This is a genomic window from Xenorhabdus innexi (assembly GCF_002632485.1).
In the GTDB taxonomy this organism is placed as follows: domain Bacteria; phylum Pseudomonadota; class Gammaproteobacteria; order Enterobacterales; family Enterobacteriaceae; genus Xenorhabdus; species Xenorhabdus innexi.
In genome coordinates, this window is sequence record NZ_NIBU01000019.1 from 21807 (window position 1) to 48619 (window position 26813).

At 45.4% G+C, this 26813-nt stretch carries 32 protein-coding genes; 4 read left to right on the top strand and 28 right to left on the bottom strand.

Annotated features, from left to right (window positions below; all coding sequences use genetic code 11):
* Positions 1-2: 2 nt before the first annotated feature.
* The 25 genes from Xinn_RS09780 to Xinn_RS09900 all read right to left on the bottom strand — a co-directional run bounded on the left by Xinn_RS09780 (position 3) and on the right by Xinn_RS09900 (position 19540).
* A complete protein-coding gene (locus Xinn_RS09780) occupies positions 3-1397 on the bottom strand; it encodes a hypothetical protein (RefSeq protein WP_086956684.1) in 1395 nt (464 codons plus the stop codon).
* Between the two features lie 8 nt (positions 1398-1405).
* Positions 1406-1912, bottom strand: coding sequence for a hypothetical protein (locus Xinn_RS09785; RefSeq protein WP_086956686.1), 507 nt, complete (start codon positions 1910-1912; stop codon positions 1406-1408).
* A gap of 1 nt (position 1913) precedes the next feature.
* Positions 1914-2150 (bottom strand): hypothetical protein, encoded by a 237-nt coding sequence (locus Xinn_RS09790; protein ID WP_086956688.1) that lies wholly within the window; start codon positions 2148-2150, stop codon positions 1914-1916.
* Positions 2147-2986 carry a hypothetical protein gene (locus Xinn_RS09795; RefSeq protein WP_086956689.1) on the bottom strand — a complete coding sequence of 280 codons (840 nt, stop codon included), beginning with the start codon at positions 2984-2986 and terminating at the stop codon, positions 2147-2149. Before Xinn_RS09795 ends, Xinn_RS09790 begins: the two co-directional genes overlap by 4 nt.
* 8 nt (positions 2987-2994) lie before the next feature.
* The gene (locus Xinn_RS09800; protein ID WP_086956691.1) at positions 2995-4806 is read right to left on the bottom strand and encodes a hypothetical protein; all 1812 of its coding nucleotides are present in this window, start codon (positions 4804-4806) and stop codon (positions 2995-2997) included.
* Positions 4796-5242, bottom strand: a complete 447-nt coding sequence (locus Xinn_RS09805; protein ID WP_086956693.1) for a hypothetical protein — start codon at positions 5240-5242, stop codon at positions 4796-4798. Before Xinn_RS09805 ends, Xinn_RS09800 begins: the two co-directional genes overlap by 11 nt.
* An 8-nt stretch (positions 5243-5250) precedes the next feature.
* Positions 5251-5580, bottom strand: coding sequence for a hypothetical protein (locus Xinn_RS09810; protein WP_086956695.1), 330 nt, complete (start codon positions 5578-5580; stop codon positions 5251-5253).
* Positions 5562-6002, bottom strand: a complete 441-nt coding sequence (locus Xinn_RS09815) for a hypothetical protein (RefSeq protein ID WP_086956697.1) — start codon at positions 6000-6002, stop codon at positions 5562-5564. The genes Xinn_RS09810 and Xinn_RS09815 overlap by 19 nt, the downstream gene beginning before the upstream one ends.
* Positions 5992-6600, bottom strand: a complete 609-nt coding sequence (locus Xinn_RS09820) for a hypothetical protein (RefSeq protein ID WP_086956699.1) — start codon at positions 6598-6600, stop codon at positions 5992-5994. The genes Xinn_RS09815 and Xinn_RS09820 overlap by 11 nt, the downstream gene beginning before the upstream one ends.
* Positions 6597-7196, bottom strand: a complete 600-nt coding sequence (locus Xinn_RS09825) for a hypothetical protein (protein ID WP_086956700.1) — start codon at positions 7194-7196, stop codon at positions 6597-6599. Before Xinn_RS09825 ends, Xinn_RS09820 begins: the two co-directional genes overlap by 4 nt.
* A complete protein-coding gene (locus Xinn_RS09830) occupies positions 7180-7785 on the bottom strand; it encodes a hypothetical protein (RefSeq protein ID WP_086956702.1) in 606 nt (201 codons plus the stop codon). Before Xinn_RS09830 ends, Xinn_RS09825 begins: the two co-directional genes overlap by 17 nt.
* Before the next feature lie 14 nt (positions 7786-7799).
* Positions 7800-8441 carry a hypothetical protein gene (locus Xinn_RS09835; RefSeq protein ID WP_086956704.1) on the bottom strand — a complete coding sequence of 214 codons (642 nt, stop codon included), beginning with the start codon at positions 8439-8441 and terminating at the stop codon, positions 7800-7802.
* 50 nt (positions 8442-8491) lie between these two features.
* Positions 8492-9391 carry a hypothetical protein gene (locus Xinn_RS09840; RefSeq protein ID WP_086956706.1) on the bottom strand — a complete coding sequence of 300 codons (900 nt, stop codon included), beginning with the start codon at positions 9389-9391 and terminating at the stop codon, positions 8492-8494.
* A gap of 9 nt (positions 9392-9400) precedes the next feature.
* Positions 9401-10366 carry a hypothetical protein gene (locus Xinn_RS09845; RefSeq protein ID WP_086956707.1) on the bottom strand — a complete coding sequence of 322 codons (966 nt, stop codon included), beginning with the start codon at positions 10364-10366 and terminating at the stop codon, positions 9401-9403.
* 27 nt (positions 10367-10393) lie between these two features.
* Positions 10394-11488, bottom strand: a complete 1095-nt coding sequence (locus Xinn_RS09850; RefSeq protein ID WP_086956708.1) for a hypothetical protein — start codon at positions 11486-11488, stop codon at positions 10394-10396.
* Positions 11489-11497: 9 nt separating this feature from the next.
* Positions 11498-11683 (bottom strand): hypothetical protein, encoded by a 186-nt coding sequence (locus tag Xinn_RS09855; protein ID WP_086956710.1) that lies wholly within the window; start codon positions 11681-11683, stop codon positions 11498-11500.
* Positions 11680-12000 carry a hypothetical protein gene (locus tag Xinn_RS09860; RefSeq protein WP_086956712.1) on the bottom strand — a complete coding sequence of 107 codons (321 nt, stop codon included), beginning with the start codon at positions 11998-12000 and terminating at the stop codon, positions 11680-11682. The genes Xinn_RS09855 and Xinn_RS09860 overlap by 4 nt, the downstream gene beginning before the upstream one ends.
* A complete protein-coding gene (locus tag Xinn_RS09865; protein ID WP_086956714.1) occupies positions 12000-12206 on the bottom strand; it encodes a hypothetical protein in 207 nt (68 codons plus the stop codon). The genes Xinn_RS09860 and Xinn_RS09865 overlap by 1 nt, the downstream gene beginning before the upstream one ends.
* Positions 12203-12391 carry a hypothetical protein gene (locus tag Xinn_RS09870; protein ID WP_086956716.1) on the bottom strand — a complete coding sequence of 63 codons (189 nt, stop codon included), beginning with the start codon at positions 12389-12391 and terminating at the stop codon, positions 12203-12205. The genes Xinn_RS09865 and Xinn_RS09870 overlap by 4 nt, the downstream gene beginning before the upstream one ends.
* Positions 12388-14388 (bottom strand): hypothetical protein, encoded by a 2001-nt coding sequence (locus Xinn_RS09875; RefSeq protein ID WP_086956717.1) that lies wholly within the window; start codon positions 14386-14388, stop codon positions 12388-12390. The genes Xinn_RS09870 and Xinn_RS09875 overlap by 4 nt, the downstream gene beginning before the upstream one ends.
* 10 nt (positions 14389-14398) lie before the next feature.
* Positions 14399-14911 carry a hypothetical protein gene (locus tag Xinn_RS09880; RefSeq protein WP_086956720.1) on the bottom strand — a complete coding sequence of 171 codons (513 nt, stop codon included), beginning with the start codon at positions 14909-14911 and terminating at the stop codon, positions 14399-14401.
* A gap of 1 nt (position 14912) precedes the next feature.
* Positions 14913-16922, bottom strand: coding sequence for a hypothetical protein (locus tag Xinn_RS09885; RefSeq protein WP_086956722.1), 2010 nt, complete (start codon positions 16920-16922; stop codon positions 14913-14915).
* Positions 16923-17004: 82 nt separating this feature from the next.
* Positions 17005-17322 carry a hypothetical protein gene (locus Xinn_RS09890; RefSeq protein WP_086956724.1) on the bottom strand — a complete coding sequence of 106 codons (318 nt, stop codon included), beginning with the start codon at positions 17320-17322 and terminating at the stop codon, positions 17005-17007.
* On the bottom strand, positions 17319-18845 hold the full coding sequence (locus Xinn_RS09895; protein ID WP_086956725.1) for a hypothetical protein: 1527 nt from the start codon (positions 18843-18845) through the stop codon (positions 17319-17321). The genes Xinn_RS09890 and Xinn_RS09895 overlap by 4 nt, the downstream gene beginning before the upstream one ends.
* Positions 18845-19540, bottom strand: a complete 696-nt coding sequence (locus tag Xinn_RS09900) for a hypothetical protein (protein ID WP_086956727.1) — start codon at positions 19538-19540, stop codon at positions 18845-18847. Before Xinn_RS09900 ends, Xinn_RS09895 begins: the two co-directional genes overlap by 1 nt.
* Here Xinn_RS09900 and Xinn_RS09905 point away from each other — a divergent pair, their 5' ends adjacent.
* Complete coding sequence (locus Xinn_RS09905; RefSeq protein ID WP_086956729.1) at positions 19541-20029, top strand: LbetaH domain-containing protein; 489 nt, start codon at positions 19541-19543, stop codon at positions 20027-20029.
* Positions 20026-20220, top strand: a complete 195-nt coding sequence (locus tag Xinn_RS09910; RefSeq protein WP_086956730.1) for a hypothetical protein — start codon at positions 20026-20028, stop codon at positions 20218-20220. The genes Xinn_RS09905 and Xinn_RS09910 overlap by 4 nt, the downstream gene beginning before the upstream one ends.
* Here the strand turns inward: Xinn_RS09910 and Xinn_RS09915 are convergent.
* On the bottom strand, positions 20204-22165 hold the full coding sequence (locus tag Xinn_RS09915; RefSeq protein ID WP_086956731.1) for a hypothetical protein: 1962 nt from the start codon (positions 22163-22165) through the stop codon (positions 20204-20206). The two genes, Xinn_RS09910 and Xinn_RS09915, sit on opposite strands and share 17 nt — an antisense overlap.
* A 285-nt stretch (positions 22166-22450) precedes the next feature.
* On the opposite strand from Xinn_RS09915, the gene parM reads away from it, so the two are divergent.
* Positions 22451-23434 (top strand): plasmid segregation protein ParM domain-containing protein, encoded by a 984-nt coding sequence (gene parM / locus Xinn_RS09920; protein ID WP_086956732.1) that lies wholly within the window; start codon positions 22451-22453, stop codon positions 23432-23434.
* 4 nt (positions 23435-23438) lie between these two features.
* A complete protein-coding gene (locus Xinn_RS09925; protein WP_086956733.1) occupies positions 23439-23825 on the top strand; it encodes a plasmid partitioning/stability family protein in 387 nt (128 codons plus the stop codon).
* Positions 23826-23891: 66 nt separating this feature from the next.
* On the opposite strand, the gene Xinn_RS09930 is transcribed toward Xinn_RS09925, so the two are convergent.
* Positions 23892-24452 (bottom strand): hypothetical protein, encoded by a 561-nt coding sequence (locus tag Xinn_RS09930; RefSeq protein ID WP_086956734.1) that lies wholly within the window; start codon positions 24450-24452, stop codon positions 23892-23894.
* Positions 24453-25057: 605 nt separating this feature from the next.
* Positions 25058-25711 (bottom strand): hypothetical protein, encoded by a 654-nt coding sequence (locus Xinn_RS09935; RefSeq protein ID WP_086956735.1) that lies wholly within the window; start codon positions 25709-25711, stop codon positions 25058-25060.
* Positions 25712-26813: the final 1102 nt, after the last annotated feature.

The window sequence follows — 26813 nt, forward strand, 5'->3', positions numbered from 1 at the left end:
CCTTAACCGAGTCCCACCTTATTGGGATCATTACCGCCCAGCCCGTATTCGTTCTGCAATTTTTCTAAAATTTGTTGTTGCATCTCAGAAGGGACTTGCTCAAAAGGCACCTGTGGCAATTTGATGGACTGTGACTTTCCGCCATGATTTAACTCCAGTTGTGCTTTATTAATCTCCATTAGCATTTTCATTATTTTGAGGTGGTACAAAGGGTCGTTTGCCAGCGCAGGATTTCCTGCCGCTTTCGCCCTCAACGCCTCTAACGCCGCCATCTGCTGGGCGTAAGTCATATCCTGCTTATAGGCCGCGTCTGCGCCAATACCGGTTGCCGTCAGCATCGGCGGCATATTGGCTGATATTCTTGCCGCAACCACCGAACCATTGGGTAATCGGATAAGGGTGTGCCCCTCCGTGCCCGATCCATACGCTTGCGGCGTGGTAGACAGTAAACCCCGGTTGACATTGCCCGCATCAGAATCCAGGTAGAGCTGTCCGTTAATCTGATTATTACCCAACACACTGGCTTTCATCGTCGGATCAGCTAACACGCGGTCAAACACGCCATACGCATTTTTCGATGCCTCCGTTGCCGCCAAATTTGCATCTGCCCGCGCCAGATACGGATTTTGCGTCTTTCGTAATGTGTCACCATATTGCTGCTGCCAGTAAGGGGATTCCTGCATTCCTCTGGCTTTTAGCAAATCTTCTTGCTTAACCAATTGTGTGGGTGTGGTTCCCATCAGATGGGCATAACTTTCTAAGCCGCCAATACTGTTCTGAGGCACCCCATAAATGCCGTTCGCCGTCATATAAACAGGGTGGCCACCATAATTTGTCGTTGGGTTATAAGCCACGTCTGTCAGCGCACGGACGCCTAATGCGCGAGCCATATGATCCGCACTCGGCTGATAGGCTGGTGTTGTCGTTTCCTGTTGAGGTAATGGTGTATTAATCCCCGGATTGGTGGTTTCTTTTGGCGGTAATGGCGTATTAATCCCCGGATATTCCCGTTGCGGCATAATGCGGGAAGATGCTTGTGGGGCTTGCCGTGTAACGGCGGACGATACGGAAGGAATCCCGTGCTCCTGAATTATGGGGTCTAACAACCGGCTCAATGCTTGCGCATCCGCAGACGAAGGAGGATTGACCGCAGTATCGGTAAACCCATGACGCTGCAACGCATTACCCAACGCGGTTAAACCTTGTCCAAAAAGACTGTCTTTAAACGGCTTATGATTATCGGGAAGCTGGGACTGCCCGACCGCATACTGCGCATAACCTTTATTTTCGTAATAAGGTCTTTTTGGGTCATAGACAAATCCGAGTGCCTTTGCTTGATCAAACAGGTCTTTATCATCAGGGCTAATATAAGGCGCAATGGGTGTTGTGTTTGCCATATATCCCCCTACCGTAATGGCTTATTACCAACATATGGCTGGAATGGATGCGGCATCCCCCCTGATGGCTCCTGATACGTGCCGAGCAAACCGGGAATTGCGCTTCCGTAAGCGGGGGCATTATTTTGATTTGCCGGTTGTCGCATTTGTAAGCCCATTGGTTGATCTGATTGCGTGAGTTGCCTGTGCAATTCCAGATATTGCCGTTGCAGTTCGGGGTCACTCCACGGCCCAGGGTCTGCCGACATACCATCTCGGTCAATTAACGTACTGAGTCCGCTTAAGTAACGCCCTTGCTGAAATTTATTTCCCGCGTAATCCGCTTCAAAACCCGCTTCCTGACTACGCAACCGCATGGGATCAAGATACACATTATTCTGATAACGGCGAAAACCGTCAGCGAGGTTAAGCCCCACCCCTAATGCATTCGCAAGTCCCGCCCCCATCCCCAAAGAACCATAACCACCCAGCGAACCGCCCCAACTGTCGCCTCTTGGTACGAATCCGTAAACCATGTTAACCCCCTAATATTTGTGCAACGCCATCAAACTGATCGCTCTGGAATGCGGTTGATGTCGTATCATCGAGTACCCCGTCTTTCACTGTCTTCTGCATGGTCTGTATCAACGCATCAGCGGGCGACGTTTCTTCCGCGTCGGACTTAGGATGCTGCGATAAATACGCACTCATACGTGGGCTACGGGTATACGTTACGGTAGGAAGTTCTCCAAAATGCCGGTGCATTTTTTTCATACGGCGTCCTCTTTCATTGATAGGGATTCTCCCCCATCATCACAGGCAGATGTACCACAAAAGCCAAAGAGCATCGGTAAAACGACAGAGAGTGCCGCTGCTAACATTTGCATATCACCCATATCCGCTTTTGCCGTAGCCCGTAAGGATTGTGCAAGAAAACCATAGTTCTGGCCCGCGCCCGCTAAATAGTCCGCAGAAAGTTGTTTGCGATTCATGACATCCCGTTCAAAAAGCGTTGTCGTGCGCTCCAGTACTTCAAAGGTTCGATCAAAGGCTTTCGTCCGTTCTTCTTCAAATGCCTGTGTCGTTGCCAGTGTCGTCGCTATGATTTCGGCACGCTTAATACCTGCCCAAACATCACAGTTCAGACCGTAGTGATAACGATCCGCCGTTTGCTGGGCCTCCATATACGCTTTATTCGCCAATATTTTTGCATTGGCTCGCGCACGGCGCAGGATACCTTCGTAATCTGCTTTATACCCACATAACGCAAAGGCACATAACGCGTCATGTAACTTATCGTCACACGGGCGCAATTTATCCGCCCAGGTATTCAGGTCATAGCCTTTATCGCGGAAAAATTTCGTTAAATCTTCCCAATTATTTTCTGCATCTTTTGCTTTGCTAATCAGATCTTTGTTCGTTAACATCCCCGTCAACGTACCCACGAGCGAACCTATTGCCATCCACTTTCCATCATCGCGGCGGGGAGGACGAGGAACCTGAATAATCGTATTGGTGGAGTTAGCTGTATTATTTGTACCGTCTACCGTATTTTTATCTACCGTAACCTGCTGTACAGATTCGGCTTGCTTGCCCGGATCGGTTGCCATAACACCTCCTAAAGTTCGGTCATGTTTGCCGCTAACGCCAGTTCAGATACAACCGCTGTTGATTTCACTTCAATCTGCCAACGACGTACTAAACCCTGTCCATTAACCCTAAAGGGTTTATCGCTCCAAACAGGGCGATCTATCCTTATCCGTTCATTTCCCATCAGAGTTAACGCCACTTTAGGGGCAACAATATACGGGAGTGCGATAGAGGCATCAGGATACTTCTGCAAGAATTCACCCGTATCGGCAGGTGTCAACAAACGTCTATATTGCCGCCAAACCAATGACACCCAATCTCTATAATCAGAAGGGACATCTTCGGCGTCACTATGAACGACACCAACGCCGATGGATTCCGGATTTGTCGCGGAAAAAAGGGCTGATTTCCAGGTAGCCTGCATCGCATAATCATTTTGTTCCCAGCCAAACACCATCGAACCGAATGCCACCGCCATACTGGTTTCATCACCAAAGTATAAGGCGTGTGTCCGATGGCTAAGATACACTAAATCAGTTTCGGCATACGCCTGATCATTCGTTCGCAGGGGAAACATAATCGACAGACTCTGTGCGTTATCCGTGAACGCAAAAATACGTTGGTCATAAAAACCCAGAACATAATGCTGGGGTGCCATTTTGAGCCACCATTCTTTATCCATCCAGTTTGCTGTTAACAAACCCACACCCGCACCGGTGACAACTGCTATTCCCTCTTCACTACAATAATAGACAGACTCCCCTATACACATTACCCCTTTCACACTCAGACAAGGCATTCGCCGATTAATACGAGTGATGGTCAATTTATCGGGTAATTCCCCGGTAATCACAAAAGGTACGCCTTTGGTCAATACCACTGCCTGATACGCGCCGGTCTTTGTTCGGAAAGAAACAATACGAACAATCTCATCATCCACAACCAACGTATTGGCTTCGGGAAACGCATGAGGTTGTTTGTGTGCGGAAACATAAATATGACATCCAGACCAAACCAGAATCGCCCCATAGCCAATATTGGCGACACCTTCCGCACAGGGCACCGGATACCAGGTCTGTGTCATCAATGGATTGCCACCGGCAAACAGACCGGGACAAAAAACAAACGCCAGTTTTGTTGCTGCTTGTTCACCTACCTGTGCCATTTCGGCGTCTTTATCGCCCACCAAAAGCATATACCAACGGATAGTTGCCGCATTAACGGGCGCTTTTTCTGTTGGCACCAACATGACCGACTCCGTATAAGGAACGAGGATCGGTTCCGAATAATCACTTGGCCCTGATTCTTCTTGGCAATCGGTCACCCAGGTATAACAAAAGGTCAGTACCAGCGGGGGCAGTTCCTGATTTGGACAATCCTGTTCCGTCGGCAAACTTTTTTGCCAACAATCATCAGGAATAGGGATATCATCCGGACATTTCTGCCCGGTCACTTTCACATCCGGTGCCTTAATTGGACGTGGTATCCCTAATGCCACCGGCCCTTCTTTATCGGTTATCCATGCATAGCCGCTTCGCCACACCTGATTGTCGCTGACAAAAAGAAATGATTGCGGCCCCGCGATATGAATGGGATCTTCGGCAATGGGGGTTACGTGTTCGAAACCGAGCCATGCTCCCCCAATTTTATAGAGTGCTTTTACCTCACCACTCATCGGTTTTCCGTTGATATCTACCGCATTGTACAGGGGACGTGGGGCACGTAAGGGCACAATTCCCCCCGAATGAAGTAAGCAATTTTCAGCAAAAGCGGCAAAACCCGCACCCAGTTTATCTGATCGGATTTTAGGAATGACGCCCTGAAACTTATTAATTTTCATGGGGGCCTCCACAGGGCTTACTGACTAATTCTTTGATACCCGCACAATCAATAGACACCGTGTCTGTTTCACAATCATAAACTAACGGATGCGCATAGTTCGGGCGCGACTCCCGTGCAATCGCCCGAATGGCATCGACGGAACAGGCGGTATAAACAATTCGGCTTCCTACCGGAAAACACCCCTGACGATTTTGAAAACGGGATATGGTCAACGTATCACCGTTTCGGCCTGTCACAATCACTTCCTCACACCCCGGATCACACGGTGGACTCATCAAGGCATGAAACATCTGGCCTGCCTGCATTTCAGGAAAGTGTCGTCCTTGTCCGCTACGGAGTTTGACGTTTCCTGACTGACAAAAGGATTCACTCAACGTCCCACTTCCTAACAGATCACATGGGAGCGCCAGATACTTATTCGGACATGACGGCATCGCAACTCCTAATTGGTTTGCTGTTTCAATACTTCAAGAATCCCCGTTTCTGTCCAGACAAACGTAATGCAGTCCCCGGCACAATAAGGGAGTTTCCCTCCCTCAATACCCCGTTCAACCACAATAGTATCCGGATACGGTTTCTCATCGTAATTCGTCGTATGGTGATATTTTACGACTTCCGCGCGTCCTGGGCCTTTCAGTATCAAATACGTATAATTGCCGACACCCACGGCATCAAGCTCACGTGCGCGTCCATTAGCGATACTCAGGGTGTTTTCTGACGCCGTAATATAATGATCGAGGGTGCCCGAAAACGTCACGATTGCCCTGTACATGGCTTCGCCTCTCCATCAATATGGGTGATATGGCCTGCTGCATCTAGCGTAATAATGGTGTCACAAGACAACGCATAACAGCCCGGTGTTATACACCCTCCCATCCCTTTATCGGTGCACTGTGCGATCATTTCGCAAAGCTGGGCCGGATTCCAGTCAAAATAAAGACAGGTGCCTGCGGGCCATGATTGTGCTGTTGTACTGTCTGTGCCTCGTTCTACATGCAATTTATTACCTGACGCCCCATTCACCAAAACGACTTCACGCTTACTGCCGACACCCTTCATGGTCAAATAATAATGGGTGCCCGCTGCCGGGGTCATGGCACCGGCTAATCCCAACGCTACCATGAGAAACTGATCTGTAGGCCCAATATTCATGGACAGGGTGGTACTTAGGGCATACTTCGTTTTATCGATCATGGCAATCTCCACAGGCGATAATCGGCGTAGTATCTTCGGGCCATACTTCTAAATCCGGCACACAACACTGCGTTTCATATTGGTTACACTCACTGGTGCATTCCTGCATCACCGCCGTTGTCGCATTTACATTGGCCGTCATAAAGGGTTTATAAAAATAAAGCCGTTTATTGACTGCTATATGATTCACAATCAATTCACTTTCGTAATATCCCGGTGGCGCTTTGAGAAACAGATCGGGCCACCGGAAACGGACTTCGCCTTTCGGTGTCACCGAAATAGCACACATCGCCCATTGCCACTGGCAATGATTTATTCGTCGCAAACGCATAATCATCGACTGACGTACCCAAACATCATTACGTTCCTGCGTATAAAAACGAAAATCAAAGAGTCGTTCTATTTCCCCTTGTTGAATACGTATCGCCTGACGCGCGCTGAACGTATAGCAGGGTTCCGGTCTACACATTTGTTCCGGACAGACTGGCCCTGTCGATTCACAGCCCGGATCATAAACAGGTAAGACACAGGGGTCACAGTCGATACCACACGCACTGTCCAAATGTGTTCCTGTCTGGTTAATCGTGTACGATTTCATAGTAATCTCCTGGCGGACGCTCTGGTATGACGACGTACTCTCCCTGAGTGCATTTTGGGTCGGGAATTAGAAAAGTTCATGATCCGGGACGCCTTCGTATCCGCAATCGCATCATGGAACTGACGGGCGGCCAACTGTGCCACGTCGTAATCAACCATTTGAGAACCATACATACTGTGTAAGTATTGTCTGGCACCATCCAGTATCGGCATCCGAAAACGTGTTAAAAATTCTTCCGGGATCTGGCAATTATCAATACCGGTTATCGCCCAGGCATAATGCACGGAAACACAGGCACCTTCATGATAATCATCAAATAACCGCACTACCTGATACTGGCCGTCACGTGTCCACTGTGTCGTTGATTCGCCATTAACGGAAACGTTAATAATACTACTGATAAGTTGATATGCGGGCACATCCAGCCAGTACTCACACACCCCTGTCTGATAAGGTATCTGTAACGTATCCGTAAAAATTTCCGTTTCGAGCATGAATGTTTTCATGGCTTCCACTAACGCCAGTTGCGCTTGTGCTGGGCCGACACTTCGACACATCAACTGCAACGGTGCCACTAAATCATTGACGACTGCCATTGGTCACCCCCAATAATAAGAGCGCATTCTGCCAGTGTACGTGTCCTTTTTCCGTATAGACTGTGGACGTTTTATCGTAAGAATACGCATAAAACATCATAATCTCTTCCAGTGCGGGAAGCAGATCATCGGTCAATGGGACATTTTCATCTTTGGTCACGGTTGGGATCTGGATACACAATCCCCGCACTTTATAATGTTCATGTGGATTGACTGGATAGGCTTCATATTCGCCCTCGGCACGATTCACTAAATATAGTGGGCCGCCCTCTCCATTGCATAAATCCATATCCCATGCGGAGGGTGTTTCTTCCAGCGATGCCAGATACCGGATACGTCGTCCTGCACGGTTCGTGAGTGTATAGGGGGGCACGAAAGCCGTACATGACGTGTGCAACAGGCCATCGGGCGGCAAATCATACATGACCATTTCACCAAACTGCCGTGGATGATAACGCCCGATAACCCGCAGGCCGTAATTAACAGCAATAAGCAGATCCACCTCCTGCCAATGCGTGTAAGCATATCCCGGCTCTTGGTCTTCAAGGCGACGGGATACACGTTCAATCACGCTATTCGTTGTCGCCATAATCCCTCCGAAAACTAAAAAACGTCTTTTGACATGTCGTTAAGATCTTGTATTACAACCGCATCATTTCCCATGCGCGTTTCATCATAGAATGCCGACACGACTTCGTTTCCGTTTCTAAATCCATGCGTTGGCATTATCGGTTCAACGAACAATCTTGCGCCCTGTACGGTTTCATGGAATCGTCGCTGCCGTATTTTCTCTTGATTAATCCGTAATGCTTCCTGTAAATCATCATGCGTATAGATATAGGAAATATCCGGGACACTGGCTAAAACCACTCGGTCAATCGGGCTTTCTGCATCAAAAGGCATAATATGACCATATGCATCAATGATAGCTAACGGTGTTGCCCCTGGCGATACGGGAGGCTTCATGCGTTCACGAAGTGCCGTCACGTTTTCATCATATCCACGTACCTGTAATAATTGATTCGGGTTATGACGTGGCTGTAATGCCGTGCCCCCTCGTTGAAAATGAACGCGCTTACGCGGGGCTTTGGATTCTACAAGCGTATTATGAGAGTTTACAGAAGACGCAACTTCCAATTCCTCAGTCGCTTTTTGCTGCCGCGTTTGGGGTGTTTCATAGGCTAAAGCCGTCGATGCATTACCGGCGGTCTGTCGCCGGGTACGGCGTGTGACTTTTTCTGCCATGCTCCTCTCCTAAAATAAAGGGGCGTATTATTTTCCCCTCATGCTACACCTTAATTCAGTGGCTGACACTCTGGGTCAGGGAAGACTGTTTCACACGGTGCGGGTGCACAGTTACACGGATGTTCATCAAAAAACTCCGTAATATCCGCATAAATTCCCACACACGCATCAAACGGTAAGGCTTCTTTCGTTGTCTTATCTTTTCCCGCTGTAAAGGTATTGACCAGATAACCGTTGGTGGTCGTCAGTACGGGCACCGGTAAACCACTTCCTGTGCCGTCTGCCGAAGCGCCGCGTGGAATCTGTATCGTCACCGTTTGTGACGGCACCGTAACCGTTCCCGTAACCCCGGTGCCATCGGTTGTCTTAAAATCACTTACCGTAATCGTCTGTGCTGGAATAACCACATCGACGGGTGTCGTGTTGCCTGTATCTTGTTTTTCCAACTTCTCATTCGGTAATTTCGTTCGTGGCTCAGGCAATGTACTGGTGGTTGGCACGTACCCCAGGTAAAAGCCGGGTTTCCCTAAATCAACCACTAACTGTTTACCGCCGCCATCCACCACAGGGAGTTTATCCGCACCGGTGACTTTTCCTGTTTTCGCATCATACACAGACAGCTCGACAAACGGTGTCAGGGTGCCCGCGCCTACGCGCTTGACGTGATAGACTATGGCATTAATTAACCAGCCTGTTCCTAATAGGTGCGTGGCAATTTCTGCCCCATCGGGCATTTTAAAGTCCGTTTTCTCACTCAATCCCGGTACTTCATAGGCACCCGTATAGGCAAAGTCTTGGGTATCAATATGGTTTTCTAGCTGATGATTTCGTTTTTTCTGATGCCCTGCCGGTTGAACGGGCAGAACATCATTGAAGGCTGAAAACAGCGTATCATCAATCCGGCGAAGTACGTTGCCCCCGTCGAATAAGCCAAAGCGTTTCGCTGACATTTTTCCTCCTTATTTCTTCAGGGTAATGTACATGACGGCCATCGCTTCAGGGCGCATGAGTTTAAACCCATAAACCTGTAGCCCCTGCCAATAGGTCGCAAAATCCGTGGCATCCGAATCTATCACACGGTTGTAATTGATTTGCGTGATCATCAAGATGGCATCTTTACGGCCAAACAGGACGGTATAACACCGATCTCCGGTTTCAGGATCAATATAAGTCGGGGATTCATGCGTAAACACAAAGGTAAATCCCACCATATCCGGCCAAACTTCGCCGTTCATTAAGACAATCGATTTCGCCTGACCGGATTTTGACGCATCGTACAAAACAGAATTCGCTTGATACATCAACGGCTGTAGCGCATACGGTGTGACAATAATAAAAGGGCCACTCACACCCTGCTCTGCCAGTACCGCACGCCCATTGGCAAGCTGCTCACCGATATTCGTAGCGGATACCGTGATCGGATGGCCGAGCGTCCCTAAGTTATACTGTCCCGTCCGTTTGCCTGCGCATTGTCCCTTATTAAACGGTGAAACCTGCCAAGGCGTCTGAATAAGAATTTCGCGGGATATCGACAAGTCCATTTTGTTCGCAGCGTCGTCTTTCCAGGAATTCACCCAGGTATTAATATTCTCGATTTGTCGCGTATCAATGTAATTGACTTTCAATGACCAGTATTTCGCCCGGTCAATCGTCATACGGAAGATATCCGTTGCTAACTTACTGTGTGTTAACGGCTGATTCTTCTGATAATCGAAGATTTCCGCCTCCGGCTCACGGCGTAAAATGACTTCATTACCCGTGGTACTAATTTCTTTCGGAATATCCGCCGCCTGACTTGTCGTGATTTGTGCGGTTATGCCTTTCATCTTAAATCGTGCAATCAGCGCTTTTCCGATAATCGGATTCGTCAGGAAACTGTAATTCGGATACCCTGACGCGGCTGGCACTACACCCATCTGTCGCATATGAACTCCTCAATTTATGCTATGCCATTAATCAACAACACGCCCTTGCAACATTGCCAACTGGAACTGATCTTCTATCTTCTGATAGCGTTCTGCGTCCATTTGTCCCGACATAAATGCTGCGTAAGCCTTATCGTATTCGCGCTGACTCAACACCTGTTTGCGTTGAACAGGCGGTGTATTCCCCAGCGCCGTGCCCTGATAATTGACCGGCTGATGGAGTTGTCCCTGACTGCCCTGATTTAGACCACTGCGAAAGGTCTGTAATAAACTGATCAACCGTTGTGCATCACCCTGTTTCCAAGCCATATCCACGAGTTTTCCGTATGAATATCCTCCGGCGGCTTCCGAATTGCGAAATGTCGTAAATGCCGGATGTGCTGTTAAGGTTTCGACATCGGGCACCTGAGAACGGATGATAATGTTCATTTCCTGCTCCGGTGTCATACCTTGCGAAGCTGGCGTATTCTGTGATGCTTTCAGTTGATTAAGTTCACCTTGTAACCGAAATTGTTCCTGTGCAATACGTTGTAGATTCGGAGCCATACTCTTAAGTATCTTTTGTGTCTGCTCGGCGGCTTGTTTCCGAATATATTGCGCAGAGTCACCGTAGATTTTTTCTTCCTCGGCTGAGATCTTAATATCATCAAGATTGACCTGGGGTATCAGCGACTGCAAAAATTGCTCTTGCTCTTTCTGTTGTTGTTCGGCCAGTTGTTGCTGTCTGATCTGTAAATCCTGTTGTTGTTGGTGTTGCAAACGCTGGTTCTCTAACTGGAGCCGTTGTGCTTCAAAAAGCTGTTGCTGCTGTTGATTGTGTTGCATCTGGGTCAGCAACGCACTCAAATTCGGATCGGTTATCACTCCTGATGTATTGGCTTGCCCTGCGGGGGGTGTACCTGCTGTGGAGGACAGCCCTTTAATATTGCCCTGATCATCAAAAAGACTGATAACATCATAGTCGTTCTGGCCTTGTGCATTCCGTGGCTCTTGCGGCTGTCCCTGAAAACCGTTTTGTGCGGGCTGCGCTGTTGAGGGCGTCCATGTTGCTGTATTGTTCTGTGTCGCAGGAGGCTGTTCCCATACCGGCTGATTCGTATCATCGTTAAATAAACCTGGCATAATGGCACCTTATTCGTTCAAATCGTTTAATATCTCTTTCAGGACAGCAACACGTCCCCGGTTAAAATCGTTCGCATCCGTATTTTCATACGCTTCACGGGCATCCGCTAATGCCTGTTGCAGACATTTTATGAACTGCTGAAAACCGCGATGCTGTTTTAAAACGCTTATCGGTACGTCACGATTATCGATCATATTGTCCCTCTCACGGTCACGAGATAATCCACCACAAGCAGATTTAAATCCACATCCTGCTGTTGATCTAAGGCAAACGCATATGTCCCCGGTAACGTACTGACAAATTGCGGGCTACTTGCTGATATTTTAACCTGTTTATCGTCAACATTAAATGGTTGATAATCAACGTCTTTGACCGTATCACTCTTTTTGGGGGCATAGTAGACCAGATAACCGTATTTAGGATTGCTGGCCTGTGCCACGCTGGCAATCAATGTCTGTGGTTTATCATTCTCACCAATGGTGAGGACTTTTGCATAGCAACCTTTTGCCATTACAATTTCTCCATTGGTGTTATAAATAGAACTCTCAATACTGTTTTATAGGCTTGTAATAATCGCCTACGTTCTTCCGTTGCCGGATGGGTTTCATACTGTTCACGGGCCTGTGCCAATTGGGCTTCTAAAAACCAGCGGATATGTCGCCCAATCACATGATTACGTAACCTGTTAATTCCTCGATACTGTTCATCCGTAATCATAGTGCCTCCTGTGAAATTGCGCGATACACGATTAGGGATTCCCGATGTTCTTCGGGCAGTTTTCCTTGCTGTTCTAACTCGGCATAATTTTCCGGTATTTCTAAACGCTCCCGCAGTAACTCATAAATCGCTTCGGCTTCGGGCATACTGCGAAAGGTGGCAATAGCTTCCTGTAATTCCTTCATGGTTTCCCCAAAATAACGTTAGAAATCAGGTTTCTCGGTTTACCTTCACTATCGAATACAATCCCCGTTACAAGTCCGTCTAGCTTTAAAGCGGCTGCCATATTCTGGTCTATATATTCATAACCGGGTAAATCACCATAATTATCAGTATAATTGGTGACTGAAAGCTGAGACATGCCGGAACTTTCCCCGATTAAATCGCCCGGAAATTTTGTTTCATGTGGATTTTGAGACAAATTGGCATAAGAACAGGCAACGAAGGTCTGTTGTGCCCCTTCAAGTACGGAATTTTTTCCAGTGATACCCCACCAGGTTTCTGTCTTACCCTCAGAAGGATTCTTCTGAGCAGCAGCAGGAGCATGTTTGTTTTGAAAGATACAGCCATAATAGATCACTTTTCCATCACTCATACCGTACACCCCGTAGGTATCCCACCGTACCCAGTCGGCGGTATACTCTTTCGGTGCGCCAGAGGTGCCCGGCTCATTCACCGCCTCACACATAAACTGTAATCCGGTACACACTAATTGTCCGCCGCCTTGTGGTGAACAACTGTATATGTCGTAAACCTGTATAGAGGGTGTGTAATATGCCAGGTAATATATTTTTGGCCGAGTAAAACCACTGTGTGCCCACCAATTGTATGAGGGTCTTTCCGGTGTCAATTTAGGCACTTTATCACCGTCAATTAAGGGATCACCATAGGCTTGAATATTTCTTTGTGCCCCATTGGTCACAGCAAAACCAGGCCAGATATATTCGCCACCACAACGTAAAAAAATAGTATTACTTTGATCTGCCGGAATACGCTTAAGTGCCTCTTGTAATGTTTTCAATGGTTGCTTTGGGTCGTTCCCTGCATGGGTATCATCCCCGGCTACAGAGTCGACAAATAATTTCGAGACATCTTTAGTGGCCTCTACGCCATAATACAATCCGTTGTTGCGGATCGTCAGTAAATTACCGCCATCGGCTGAAAGTTTAACCCCTAATGGATCAGCAGCTATACCCGAACCAGTCAAAGAATTATTGACACTGACTTTAATTTTATTGTTCAGGCTATTAATCAGTGTCGTCATGACATTCTGATTGGCAACAAACGCGTTAATCACCTTTTGCAAATCCAGATCCAAACAATGGCCTTCCGTCCCATCCCCCGTGATAAAACCCGTATTTGCAACACACACTTTGACTTTATTGACTAAGGCTTTTTTTATCTCATCCATCGATAAGGTTATGGCATCGCACTGGTTATCAATCTTGATATGCAACCCGGTATCGTCCATTGTGATGGAATCAATCACTTTCCAGCAGACACGCGTGAAGTCGATATTCAAAGGCACATCGTCACCGTTTCCGGTCAGTGGGCTATCCCGGTCAATCTTAACGCGTCGTAAAGCGGCTGCCAGTACTTTAATCACCTTACCATTGCCTAAGACTAATTCGATATCCCCGTTCGTATCAATATTGCCACTGGTTACCGTTGCATCATTCAGTAATTGACCTAAATCCGTAGTGACTTTACTGCCATCACCTAACGTCAGTTCAAGGTGATTATCTTTCGTTAAAACCGCACTTTTGAGCGTTTTACCAGCAATGGCCTCTGTCACCGCTTTTGTGAAATCCGCCGTTAGCTGTGTACCGTCTTTCAGGGTCAGCGTTACCGTCATGCCCATCGTCGTTACACTTTGTGGCACGATTGACGCGAGATTCACTCCGTGAGTTGTCCCCCTCTGATCTACTAACGTGATACGTTCGCCGTCAAACGAGAAAGCCACAATCCCCGGAATAGCAATATCGCCGTTATGAATGGCATCTTGCGCCAATTTATTCAGTTGATCACATTTTATGACGTGGGTTGCGGGCGCGAGGACATTTCCCTGACAATCCAATAGGCCCGCTTGTATTTCATTACAGATTATCTTCTGATTAATCACCGACTGAATATAATTACTGACCTGCTCAAGCGTTAATATAGGGGAACAACAATTAGACATTTTTCTTCTCCTAACACTTCGCGTTGTTATACAACATCGCCCAGACATGTTCCGTCGTTACCGGTTCTATTACGACGGTAACATGGCCTGCCGGTGTTTTTTCAATATGAAAGCCACACGGATCTGCGCCGTAAGCGATGCCAACCGGAATATCAATGATATATTCGCCCGGTGGCAGCATCATGCCACTGCCACGCCAATGTTCCAGAATGGCGTTATAATCTGTCTCACACCCTATCTGACAGGCCAGTACTCTCTGCACACGTAGCATGATTGCTGATTCGCAAAATGGTACATCCTCACAAATCAGATGAACCTGAATCATCGTATTGGTAATAAAACGGTATTGCGATAATCCATTCGGTTTATCATCCGTATCACTCGGTGTCCCGGAATACTTCATGTTTCTAAGCTGAGTGACCGGACAGCAGACGTTTTTATTCTTTGCAGGCGGTTCGCAAACTTCGGGTTCAAAAAATGTGGTGATTGAAAAATCAAAGTACTGGCATTTTACCTGCGCCATACTATCTCCCCAAAGAATGATTCATCTGGTTAATCGTTTGGATCGCCTGCGCACTCCGCCCATCCAGCGGTTGTGTATAATCACTGTTATTCATCGCGGGTGCCCCCTCGATTGTCCCACTTTGCCCCGCGCCCACATTGTCCGCCATGCCTGTCAGTGACGCGATAATACCCTGATCCTGATTCATGGCATCCTGTAGTGCGATATTGGGTAATCCTTTTGTATCAACGCCCATCTGTGATAGAAGCTGCTCCAGAATACGCATAACAAATGCCGGAGGCACTTCAAATCCTTTGGCAAACGGTGCAAGAGACTGCAACACCCAAGTCAGATTCCCTTGTTGTTTTTCTTTTTCTTGCATTCCACGAACACCACTGGCCCGGACATTCACATCCCCTTTCAGCGAAGGGTTCGGATTAAACTGTAATTCTATGTCCACAAAGCGTTGTATGATGGGTTCAATCACATGATTTTCTGCATACAGTAAGGGTTGCTTAATCGCCTTACTCGCCTGATTTAACATCATAGAGACGCCCCCCGATGTTCGGCCAAGCGTAGCCGCACCTTCTGTTTGTCCGAACGCCAACCGGGGTATCCCGATTAATTCGTAAGCAGACGCATGGGCTTTATCAAAAATACTCCACAGCTCTCCGGCAAGACTGGGAATAGTATAAAACCGGTAAGCCGGTGCATTCTGGCTGAACGGATCTTGTTTAACCGGCGTAATCTTACGGGGATAAATTTCAGTCGGGTCACCTTCCCCTTTCACACGAGCCGTATCCACTTCACCTAATGGGCCAGCAGAAAAATCCATATTGTTCACGAGTGCGCGCCCCGCCGTCGTACATTGGATTTGAACATCTTCAATCGTTTCCGGAATGCTGCTTCCCCACAGTTCGCCCGGTAAATGGTAAAAGGCCGCTGTATAAAATGGCCGACGCCCCAGTGGATCAGGGTTCAGAACACATTTAATAATTGTACCGGCCAACACCCATATTTCAGATTCATAAAGTCGGTATTCATTACTGATATCAACCCCGTACTCTTTTAATTTTGCACCCTGTATTCGGCCATAATGGATCAAGACATCATAGATACCTATCCACGATAAGTCAGAGACACTGGCAATGCCGGAATCACCCAATGCATCCGGCTCTATTTCGCTACCGGTGGCTTCATAAGGTAAAATGTACTTTTCATGATCCTGCAAGACATAAAATATCGATTCGGCATCAAAACCCACGGTGCCTGACATATCGAGAAGTTCACTCGACGTGAGTCGCTGACGTTCGATAACATATTCACAGGACTGTACATCTTTGGCATTCGGGGAGGGGAAAATATTAAAGGGCGAAATATTATAGACGCGATGAACCATCTTATCCTGATAGACCATTGCCATACCGTCCCATTCTTTCATCTTCCGGGTTTCATAAACGGGGCCTTTCAGAATGGCTAACGGATACGCAACATAGTTATACAGCCATTGACTGAATTCTGTTTTGAAATTTGCCATTTTCAGCTTTTGTAAAACAACCGGATACAAATTATCTGCCGCTGTCTTCGCTGCCTCGTTATAAAACGTCAGCGCCGTTTGCGTCATATTCTTTAACAGGTTCGAGAATAACGATTCATCGCCTCCCGTCATTTCAATGATACGTTGGATATTGGTTTCAATGGCACTCATTAATTCATCCTGTACAGGCGCAGGTAACTGAGCAACAGGATCGGTTTCTAAAACAAAAGGCTGTTCAAGAATAGGGTCAAGGACTTCTTCAATCTGTGCATGGACATTTCGGGTGATCGGGCCGGTAATATTCATGGCAACTTCAATCTCATCATCGTCTGGATCTACCGGCACCGAGTCAATCTGTCCTTTCATCAGGTCAAGGCTACGCTGACAGCGGCGATGTGCATCACTGTTTGACGATGCTGCTTGCGTATAACGTGCAACAATCAAATTTCCCAGTGTCGCATTCATCTTTTCCTTACTGCGTGACAGCTTCGCCATCGTATTTACACCCTGTATTTTTTGCTACGGGCAGGACAACCCGTTTTACGATTACCACAACGCGCGTAATACATATAACCTCCTATCTTAAACGTGATGTTAAGTGTGGTGCAGTGACTAAGATAAAGTTATAAACAACTGCCATATCGGGTTCTTTCGTCGCAAGGAAATAACTCTTCACAATGTCCGATGCCGATCCAAACAGTAATGTCCATACGGTTGCCATCTGCGTTTCTATCGGAATTAACGTCTGACAAAGCGTCGTAACGGCTTCGGGCAGTTCTGTCCCATTCGTCGGACTGCCCTCAATAGTATCGCATATTTGCAGTAAGTCATTAACATTTGATTGAATTCTGTTCAGAAGAACACGTGTTCCATCAATATCTAACCCCTTAATCATACTCTTTTCCTCCGGACAAAATGATACCGGGTGCGTGGTTTTACCCGTTCATCGGGGGCATTGTCGCTGCGACTGTTCACCACATCATAACCCAAACATAAGTACTGTAATGCGTCCATCAGATCCGACACCCAACCAATATGGGATTTTGTCGGCGTCTCCATGACGGTATCCGTCTTACCTTTGATATTTTCATAAATATATTTATCATCGATGGCTTTAATGGTCATGACACAGTTGTCACATATTTGCAGCATAGGTACTCCCTCGCTGTCTAATGTTCGGAGACGACGACTGACCGCTTCAATACGCGGCTCCAGTTTATTTCGGGTATCCCACGGTACGGAGATGGGAATTTTTCGCTGTCGCAATACACCAAAAGGAGACAGCTCTACGGCTTGTCCTTTATCGGCCCCCGCCGGATCACCCCACGCGCCCGCAATAACATTACGCGTATACTTCTGCATGAGAACCGGACGACAATAACCGTCAAACAAGGTGGAGACGGCCATCGCCTCCCCCATCACTTCATCCGTGATCACAATACGCCCTGTCTTCGTCCCAATGCCTATCAGCATGACGGGGGTTCGTCCGAAGTCAAAAGCAAGATAAACCGGGGCACCATCAGGAATACGAACACTATTGCGGGGAATAACATGAAGCGGAACACGAAACTCCGGGAACACCACCTTGCCTGTTTTCAGGGGGGAAAACATTCCTTCAACATAAGCCCGGATATAGTCATCGGAATTTCCCAGCATCTTATAATAATAATTATAGCCGTCAGCCAGATTATGAATGTTTTCGGCTTTTGGATTGGGTATCCATTCTCCGCCGGGATCTTTCGGCCGTAACAAGGCAGGCGGTTGTTTGAATAATTCAAAATACGGGCGACCAATTTCGCGTTCGATTTTTTCCCAGATAGGCTTTTTCTGTAATGACCAGGTATAAAGCCAATGGCTTTCTTTGGGGCCGTTGGTGGTAAATAACATACCTGTCCAGGTAGGAGTGCCCCGCACCGCTGACGGATAACGCCCGATACGTGTTGAAATCACTTCGACAATTTCTTCAGGTATCTCTGAGGCTTCATCAATCATCACCCCCGTCATTTCGGCACCCAGCGCGTCCCCTAATGCCGCTTCACTGTCCATTGCGGCAAATTGCCATTCACTGTGAATGCGCGTTCCATCCGGTAAATCCATCTGCCACGTCGCCAGAATATTGGGGCTTTCCACCACATGGCTGTAATTCATAAGGCCACCCATTGCCAGTTTGAACGTTTCTAATGTGTTACGTTTTAACTGCTTGTTGGTATTTCGAATGACGACCCAACGGGTATAACGCGTGCGGTCTGCGTTGGCCGGAGACTGAATGAGAGAACGGATGATCAAATCTTTAAATGCCTTCGTCGTTTTTGCCGATCCCGCTGGCCCAATGACGCCCCGGATATAAGCATTACTTCGGTGCATCTGTAATAGCGTTTGATGTTTATCAAAACTTAAATCTACTTCGAGACGCGCCATTAATCCGCCTCCATATCAATCACAATCTCCTGTTCCGATACGGCTTTTAACTTCGGTGAAAAGGGACTCTGGTCACCAAAATTAAACACGATATTCGCCGCCGAGCCGGGATTTATCATATCGCTTTTCTCATTACGCGGTATGGCATCAGCCACCTGTGCCATTGCAGTAAAGGCGCGTACACGATCTGAATCTTTTGTATTCTTATTCATCACTAAATCGTGGATGGCATCAAGTTGTGCATCCACCATTAACTTCGCCCTGGCACGTAACATCCCGTTCACGTCTTTTTCCATGTCTTTTCGGAACGTTTTGACCAATAAAGCAAAATCGTCTTCTTTCAGTTTTAAAAGCACATCATCATCCGACAGACTATATGCTTTACAAATAAGACTAATTTTATTATCACCAAAGTAGGCAATATCTCGCGCCAATGTCACGTCTGTCGCCAACATCGTCTGCAATTCACTGCGCAATCGATCATGGATCACCTGGCTTGACCGTTCACTATCCGGAAATGTACGCTCATCAGACCAGAGTTTTTCCGTGTCACTCCACGTTGTTTCTGCTAATTGACTAATTGCGGAAAGCGGATCATGCTGTTCTTCATCAAATAACGAAAAAGGAAAATCATCTGGCCCCAGCATAAGATGTAATGGCTTATCACCGAACATACGCGATTCCTCAGAGGTCATATGTCCTATCCTAATGGTACTATTATTAAATCAGCCCAAAATTTTCCCCGTTACACCCGATTTGGTAATGGCTGTATTTTCGCACCTGGCTGTTCCTTTTCAAATCCCTGTTATTTTGGTAAAGGCTGTCTCTTTCAAAAAGGGTGTGCACTTAATTTTGTCCCTGATAATAAGCCTCATCCCCCTCATGAAACGGGTGAGGGCAATGTTTTTGCAGAAAATTGTACCCTTATGTATGTTATTGTGGGTACGGCTAATGTAATACGCAATCCGGCCATGTATCAACCTGTCTCACAAGGTCTTGGCACCATCGTTGGTGATGGACATAATCACAATAATTCATGTCAAATATCCAGTACTATTACGTACACAAAAGGACAGGTTATTTCAGATTGCCGTGTAAGTCAGAATTGGAAAGACGCTTCACAACCCGATGGCTTTACTCACGATACCGCCAAAGTCAAAGATACCTCCTGGGGGATAACATGAATCAATTAGACGACAACAGAATCCAATTAAAAGACAGCGAAGCCCTTTCTGTCCGCGTAACAGATTGTGCTACCAATAAAAATCAAACGAATAATACACAATCTTATCAATCCGACTATGATGGTAAATCCTATAAACCACCGGTCACCTATCAGGGGCGCACAAAAAATGATCCTATTTATTCGACGTAAGAGTCAACATATTTGCGTTCGACAACAACTGAATCACCTGATTTAAGGTCTTTATCACATCCCCCAGTGATGCGTCTGCGGGAAGAAGTGAGACAATATTATCTTTATTATTTTTATACGCATCAGAAATAGTCGCCAAACTGTATAGATCCTGCGGTGGCAATGTATCTCCTAAAATCGTCGTATCAAGATAGAGCTTTACACGACCATCATGGGCAAAGCCTATTACGCCTCCTCTATACTCCCCCATTTTGTCCTGCGGATTGACTTTTTTAAAGCCAGAAAAAATAACATCAGGTTTACCTTCTGTGAAAACTTTATCTTCTTGATCCTTACTGAAAATATTATTCGAAGCCAGCCAATACGACCCTGCAATATCCTGTATATAAATTTGAGCCATATTACTGTTTAAAAGATCTGCCCACTGAGTGAAGTCAATACTAGCACTCATAAAATCTCTTACAACAACACCGTTTGGTATGAGTGCGATTTGATACGAACCATTACCACTGACTATCACTCTTATTTTGGCAGAAGGATCAGAGGTTGGCCCATTTTTTATGGTATTCGGTGTCGGATTCGTTGTTGCATCGTAGTCACCTTCCCAAATAATGTAGGTCATTGGCCCCGACAACGTATTAAAATCCACCGGATTTTCTTTTGTTGAAGGTAATTCCTTTACATTCACCACTTTTTGTAACTGTTCCACATTCACCGCATCATAAGGCAATGTTCCTGCTGCGACATTGGTGAGTGTTCTCTGCAAATTTGCACCAACGTTGCCTATCGATACGGTATCCGGAGTGGTCACGCTACTTTGATATCCAATAGCGACACTTCCTTTCGCAGTCACTTGTGCTTCATTGCCGACCGCTATCGCGTTTTCAAATGCACTGCTCTTTTTACCAATCGCAATTGCGCCTTTTTCTGTTGATTGTGCACTGAGTCCGATGGCAATAGTCTGATCGTATATGGCCTGTGCACTTATACCAAGAGCAATAGCTTGCGCACCTGTTCCCGTTGCATTTACCCCTAGCGCGATCCCCCCATGAGGCGCAGTCGTATTAGCACTCAGATCGCCCACCTCAGAATCCGCCGCAACAGACAAATAGCGAGCCACCTCTTTCGTAATCCCCACGACATACAATCCCTTTTCTGAATATGTCAGCCCGTTGGAAACGTCATTAGCAATGAATAAACTGACTTTGGTAGGATCATCGGGTTTTTGACTATCTGTCTTCACCTGAAACTGTGTGTAAAGAAAAGATTGCTTTGGCACATAAAGGCCATCATCTTCGCTAAATAGTACATTATCTTCTTTAGCACTAACGGAAGCCCCCTTTCCTGTTCCTCCTGCACTAAAGAGCCCATCCTTTTCCAAAGTCAGTGCATTCCCTTTTTGATTGGACAGTTGAACGCCAATTGTCGTTGTTTTATGTGTTTCATCAACCGTGGTCTGCGTAGTGATAATTGATGCATCTTTTGCGCTGATTTTATCCTCTATCGTAGGGCCTACCTTTCCTTTCATCGAATCTTCAAAGGCTTTTTCTGATGTATCGGCTCCGACAGGTTGTTTCGACTTCCAGAATTCATATGCCGATTCTCCAGTCTTCCCTTCCATATATTTCTCAAAGGCTTTTTCTGATGTATCGGCTCCGACAGGTTGTTTCGACTTCCAGAATTCATATGCCGATTCTCCAGTCTTCCCTTCCATGTATTTTTCAAAGGCTTTTTTCGATGTATCCGAACCCCGAGATTGCTGCTCTTTCCAGAATTCATACGCAGATTCTCCGGTCTTCCCTTCCATGTATTTTTCAAAGGCACACTCCGATGTATCCGAACCCGAAGGCTGGTGCTCTTTCCAAAATTCATACGCAGATTCTCCGGGTTTACCACGGCGCATGGGACGATTACCTAATGTGCGATCATTTTCACAGCCGTTCATTTTATCACCCTTAATAGACCAATTTTTTAACAGTATACCTCTTAACCAACAACTTTTAATGTTCTGTCTTTCTATATCAATAAAGACTCAATAAATAACTTTGTATGACTCAATATGAGATTTTATCGGTGCGCTTATTTGTGAACATACGAATATTTCTCAAATTGAGTCATTGAAAGACTCAATAAATATCTTTGTGTGTTCGATTTTGCACTTATGGATTTTGTACGCTATAATTTTAACTTTTGTATGACTCAAATTGAGAAATTAAAAAGGGGTATTGAAATGCATGTTGCTTGTGATGATGGCTCTACCGCCGTTAAATTAGCCTGGTTTGAAGACGATAAATTAGAGACGTTTACGTCACTGCATTCTTTTCGTAAAGGATGGGCCGTCAATAGCGGAATAGGTAAACGACAACTATTTAATTTTGAAATTGCGAATACCAACTATACCTTTGGGTACGCTGATAGCCGCTCGTTAAGCAGTACCAATATTGAATACCAATACAATGATCTGAATCTGCTGGCGATACACCATGCATTACTAACCAGTGGCATTCCACTACAACCCGTTGATCTCACCGTCACACTGCCTATCAGTGAGTACTACAATGCAGACTGTCAGAAAAACACATTGAACATCGAACGTAAAATCGCCAATGTGCTTCGTCCGATTAAGCTGAATAACGGTGAATGCTTTCCTATCCGCAACGTTGACGTCATGCCGGAATCACTGACTGCGATTTTTTCTGCGGTAGCGAAATATAATGTTGGCCCAATGGAAAAATCGCTGGTGATTGATTTAGGCGGTACAACTATAGATAACGCCATTATTCTCGGACAGTTTGAAGAAATTACCAATATTCACGGCAATTCCAATATCGGTATGAATCTTGTCACAAAGCCTGTTATGTCCGCGTTACAAATGGCAGATAGTAATATGAGTGAATATATGGTTGATGAAGTTATTCGCCAACACAATAACACCGATTTTTTAAAACAGGTTATCAATAACCATGCCAAAATTCCGTTCGTTTTAGATACCATGAAGCAAGCGATAGAACAGTTAAACAAACTTGTTATCAACGAATTATCCGATTTTCGTGATGTTAATCGTGTCTGGATCGTGGGGGGAGCAGCGGAAGTGATTGAACCATCCATTCGGAAAAACTGGCCGATTCCAAAGGAAAAAATCATTGTCGTTCCTAATGCACAGACCGCACAAGCCAGAGAAATTGCGATGTACATGAGACAAAAAGGATCATAATGCTATGACCACTCAAACACCCACACGACAAAAAGTTATCAGCTACTTGCAACTTGACCATACGGCAGATCGTCATGCTAGTCAGGTGATGAGTTCTATCCCACAGCGGGAACGGGGAACATTTCAACGCAATGCGCTTATTTTAATGTCCGCGCTTCATCAAATTGACCCTCGCTTACCGATATTAATCACCACACTTTATGATGGCAAACTCACTCCAGAACAACTTTATACGTTGCTTTGTCAAACGACTGGCTGGAAACCGGATAATGCTCCGATCAATACAGTGACAAGCATGATACCTGAAACGGAGTCCACGTCAGCTTCTCCTGAAATAACGGAAACCGTTGAGACATCCACCGTTTATAATAATCTGGCAGGAAAGTTCTAAATAAACGCCCCTGATAGTCGATTTGTTATCAGGGGTAAAATCACCGGTGAGAAAAATAGTGACGTTTTATTTTTCTTCCGTCTGTTCATGGTTCCGGTGATTGATCGCCCGAAGATGATGTCGAAACGTTATGATCAGATACGCTTGTTGCGCTTGCTCCCCGATATGTTGGGGAATCTCTGTTCCCTCAAGAGCGCCCCCCGGTGCACAACAGGCATAGAACACGCTGACACCGAGTAATTTTCCTAACTCCGTGGCGGGTACGTTGATTCTTTGCCACTCATAAAAACTTTGATCACCCTCGTCATAAGGTATTTTACCTAATGCTTCAAGATAAATATCCTGCATTGTCATTTGGAATTCACCGCGACAAAACTGAATAGATTGCTGTGTTTCATCTTTCTTCCCGATAACAACAATCTCTTTTTTACGGGCTTCAATAATCAGTTTTTCCCAGTCGTGATCTGTCAGGTGTTTCACCTCATCAAGTGGGTAAGACCGTTCCAGCCCCCGTGTTCCTCTATGCATTTCTATAGACAAAGGAATAGGCAAGTACTTTATTTTTGGCACTGAAGCCAATGCTTTTTCCATATCGTCCAGAATAGTTTCAATAGTATAGTGTCTCATTGACATTCCTTAATACGTTTATCACTAACACAAGTATAACAGTCTAAACGTTCATCGGAAATGTTCGTTTTTCATTATAAAAATAGGGGGAGGGGAGTGCTTTTGACATCGGGACATGTTGGTTGACATAGGGGGCATCGGTATATTTAGAAAAACGATGAGGATCTTGTGAGGTTGCCCCACCGCGCGACGGGCGTACCGGCCACCGAATTTCCCATAAGGGGGGCTTCCCACGCGGCTAAAAGGTATTCTGGACGCCAGACAAAACGCGAAATAAGCCCTTGATATTATAGTTTAATATTATAATCACATGACAACATAACGCCGCGTGACAGCTTCTATTACCCTTATTTCACTCGAATGTTCCCTTTGCTATCAGACACAAAAAAACCCCGCATAGTGCGAGGCTGATAATAACTGACGCATTTTTAATCTATCAAAAAGTATACTTTTTGAGATGCGCAAATTTACTCTATCAAAAGTCCTATTATATGTGATTTATCAAATAGCCTTAAAGATATTGATAGCATTGTGCCTTTTAACGCTGACTTATAGACACAAAAAAGCCCCGCTAGTGCGAGGCAGTTAATACCGTCTATTGATTATTACTTAATGTCGTCAATTTCGGGGATCGGTTGCTCTTTCATTGCTTCCAGTTCTAGCAGTAAGGCCATGCGGTTAGTTTGATCAAGCTGCAAAAAGAGTGACTTTATCAATTTATATTGGCGGGCTTGAGGGAGCATCGTAAACCCCTCCGCAATATCACTCATCTTTGTTACGGCAAGAAACGATTTCGCTTTGATCTCGTCGTCGCGCGTATCCGTACCTTTACTACTACTTTTCGCCGTATCATAGCGACTTTTCGCCGCATTAAATAATCGCCTTAGATTATTAAATACCACCTCTGCATTAACGCATTCGTCTGTATTGTTATCTATCGCGGTTACTTTCAGCTCACCCCTATCAAACATATCCTTAATTTCTTGTTTAAAGAAGGGTAGAACCGTTTCTAAGACAGATCCTTTCTTCACAATTTGCGTGACATAAAAAATAAAAACTTCCGCTTTTAATTTATGGTCAGCTTTTGCAACGCGATAGACTTCATTAATTAACGTCTTACGCTCTGTAAGTCCAGTAAGTTTATACTGGTCATGTTTTTCTACTGTCTCTTTCGCTTTTTTCATCTCGGCAATCGCGGCGGCGGCAATCGTTGCCGTTGCTGCTGTTTTCTTTTGAGTCTTAACGGTATTGGTTAACATGATAAACCTCTTCTATAAGTGGCAATATTGCCTAGCATGTAATCAATATAGGTCATTTATTCGCCTATGTCAAACCTAAGATACTATTAAACAACATATAAACACTGTATATAAAAACACCATGCGACCAATAAGACAAGATAAAACGATCTCATTTTCTAAAAATTCAATTTCAAAAACGCAATCATGTTCCTTTATTTTTTTAACCTCTTTTTCTTTTTTACGATCACATAGGTAAGGTGCCGTTATTGAGCGACAGAAAATGCGGGTATGTGATACGCAATAAAATTGCATAATAATTCATTATTAATGAATAAGAAGTCACTAGTATTATTTTGAAATGCTACTACTCCACTTCAAATTTTTATCAAATCGCTGTATAAATCGCGTGGGGCAACTATGTTCTATGACATAGAGCAGTTCCGTCTGTACGCAGAATCATGCTGTGCGCAGCCTGTAATGCGATTCTTTCTGTACGCGCCGAGGAGCACGCCGCTCTGTACAAGCCGGAAGCACGCTTAACATTTTATTAACATATTTTAACAATCGGTTAACAACTGGCTTTATTTATTTCTTTTATTATCAAGTACTTAATCATACGACATAACAGGCGCACCGGATGCTGTTATGTCGCGTCGCCAGTAACTCATTGTTTTTAAAGGGTGCGCAGCAAATAAAAACTGTGCTAACGTTTGCTATCTGTACTGGCGCACGGCATGTCACGTACTATCTCTGCCTGCGCTTTGTACAGAGCGATTTTTTCATATCAAAATCGTAATATAATTGGCATAGAGAAAGAAAAAAGATGTATATATATAATATCATTAATTAATTATAAATATATATATAAGTGTATCGTGTATTGATTTACCTAACGTGCTATTTTTTCCCTGTTTTTTGCAAAAAACATCTATGAAAAAATTGAAGTGTCAAAAATCATTTTTTCTGTTTTCCCCTTTTTTGCATTTCTATTTTTAAGGAGATCTTTTTTTCAATTTTTGGCAAGTGTCATGTAGTGTGCAGTTTTTCAATGCAATACATTGATTTTAAACAACAAAAAATGCTACCACTCTTAAAGATGCGTCTTATAAGACATTGATTT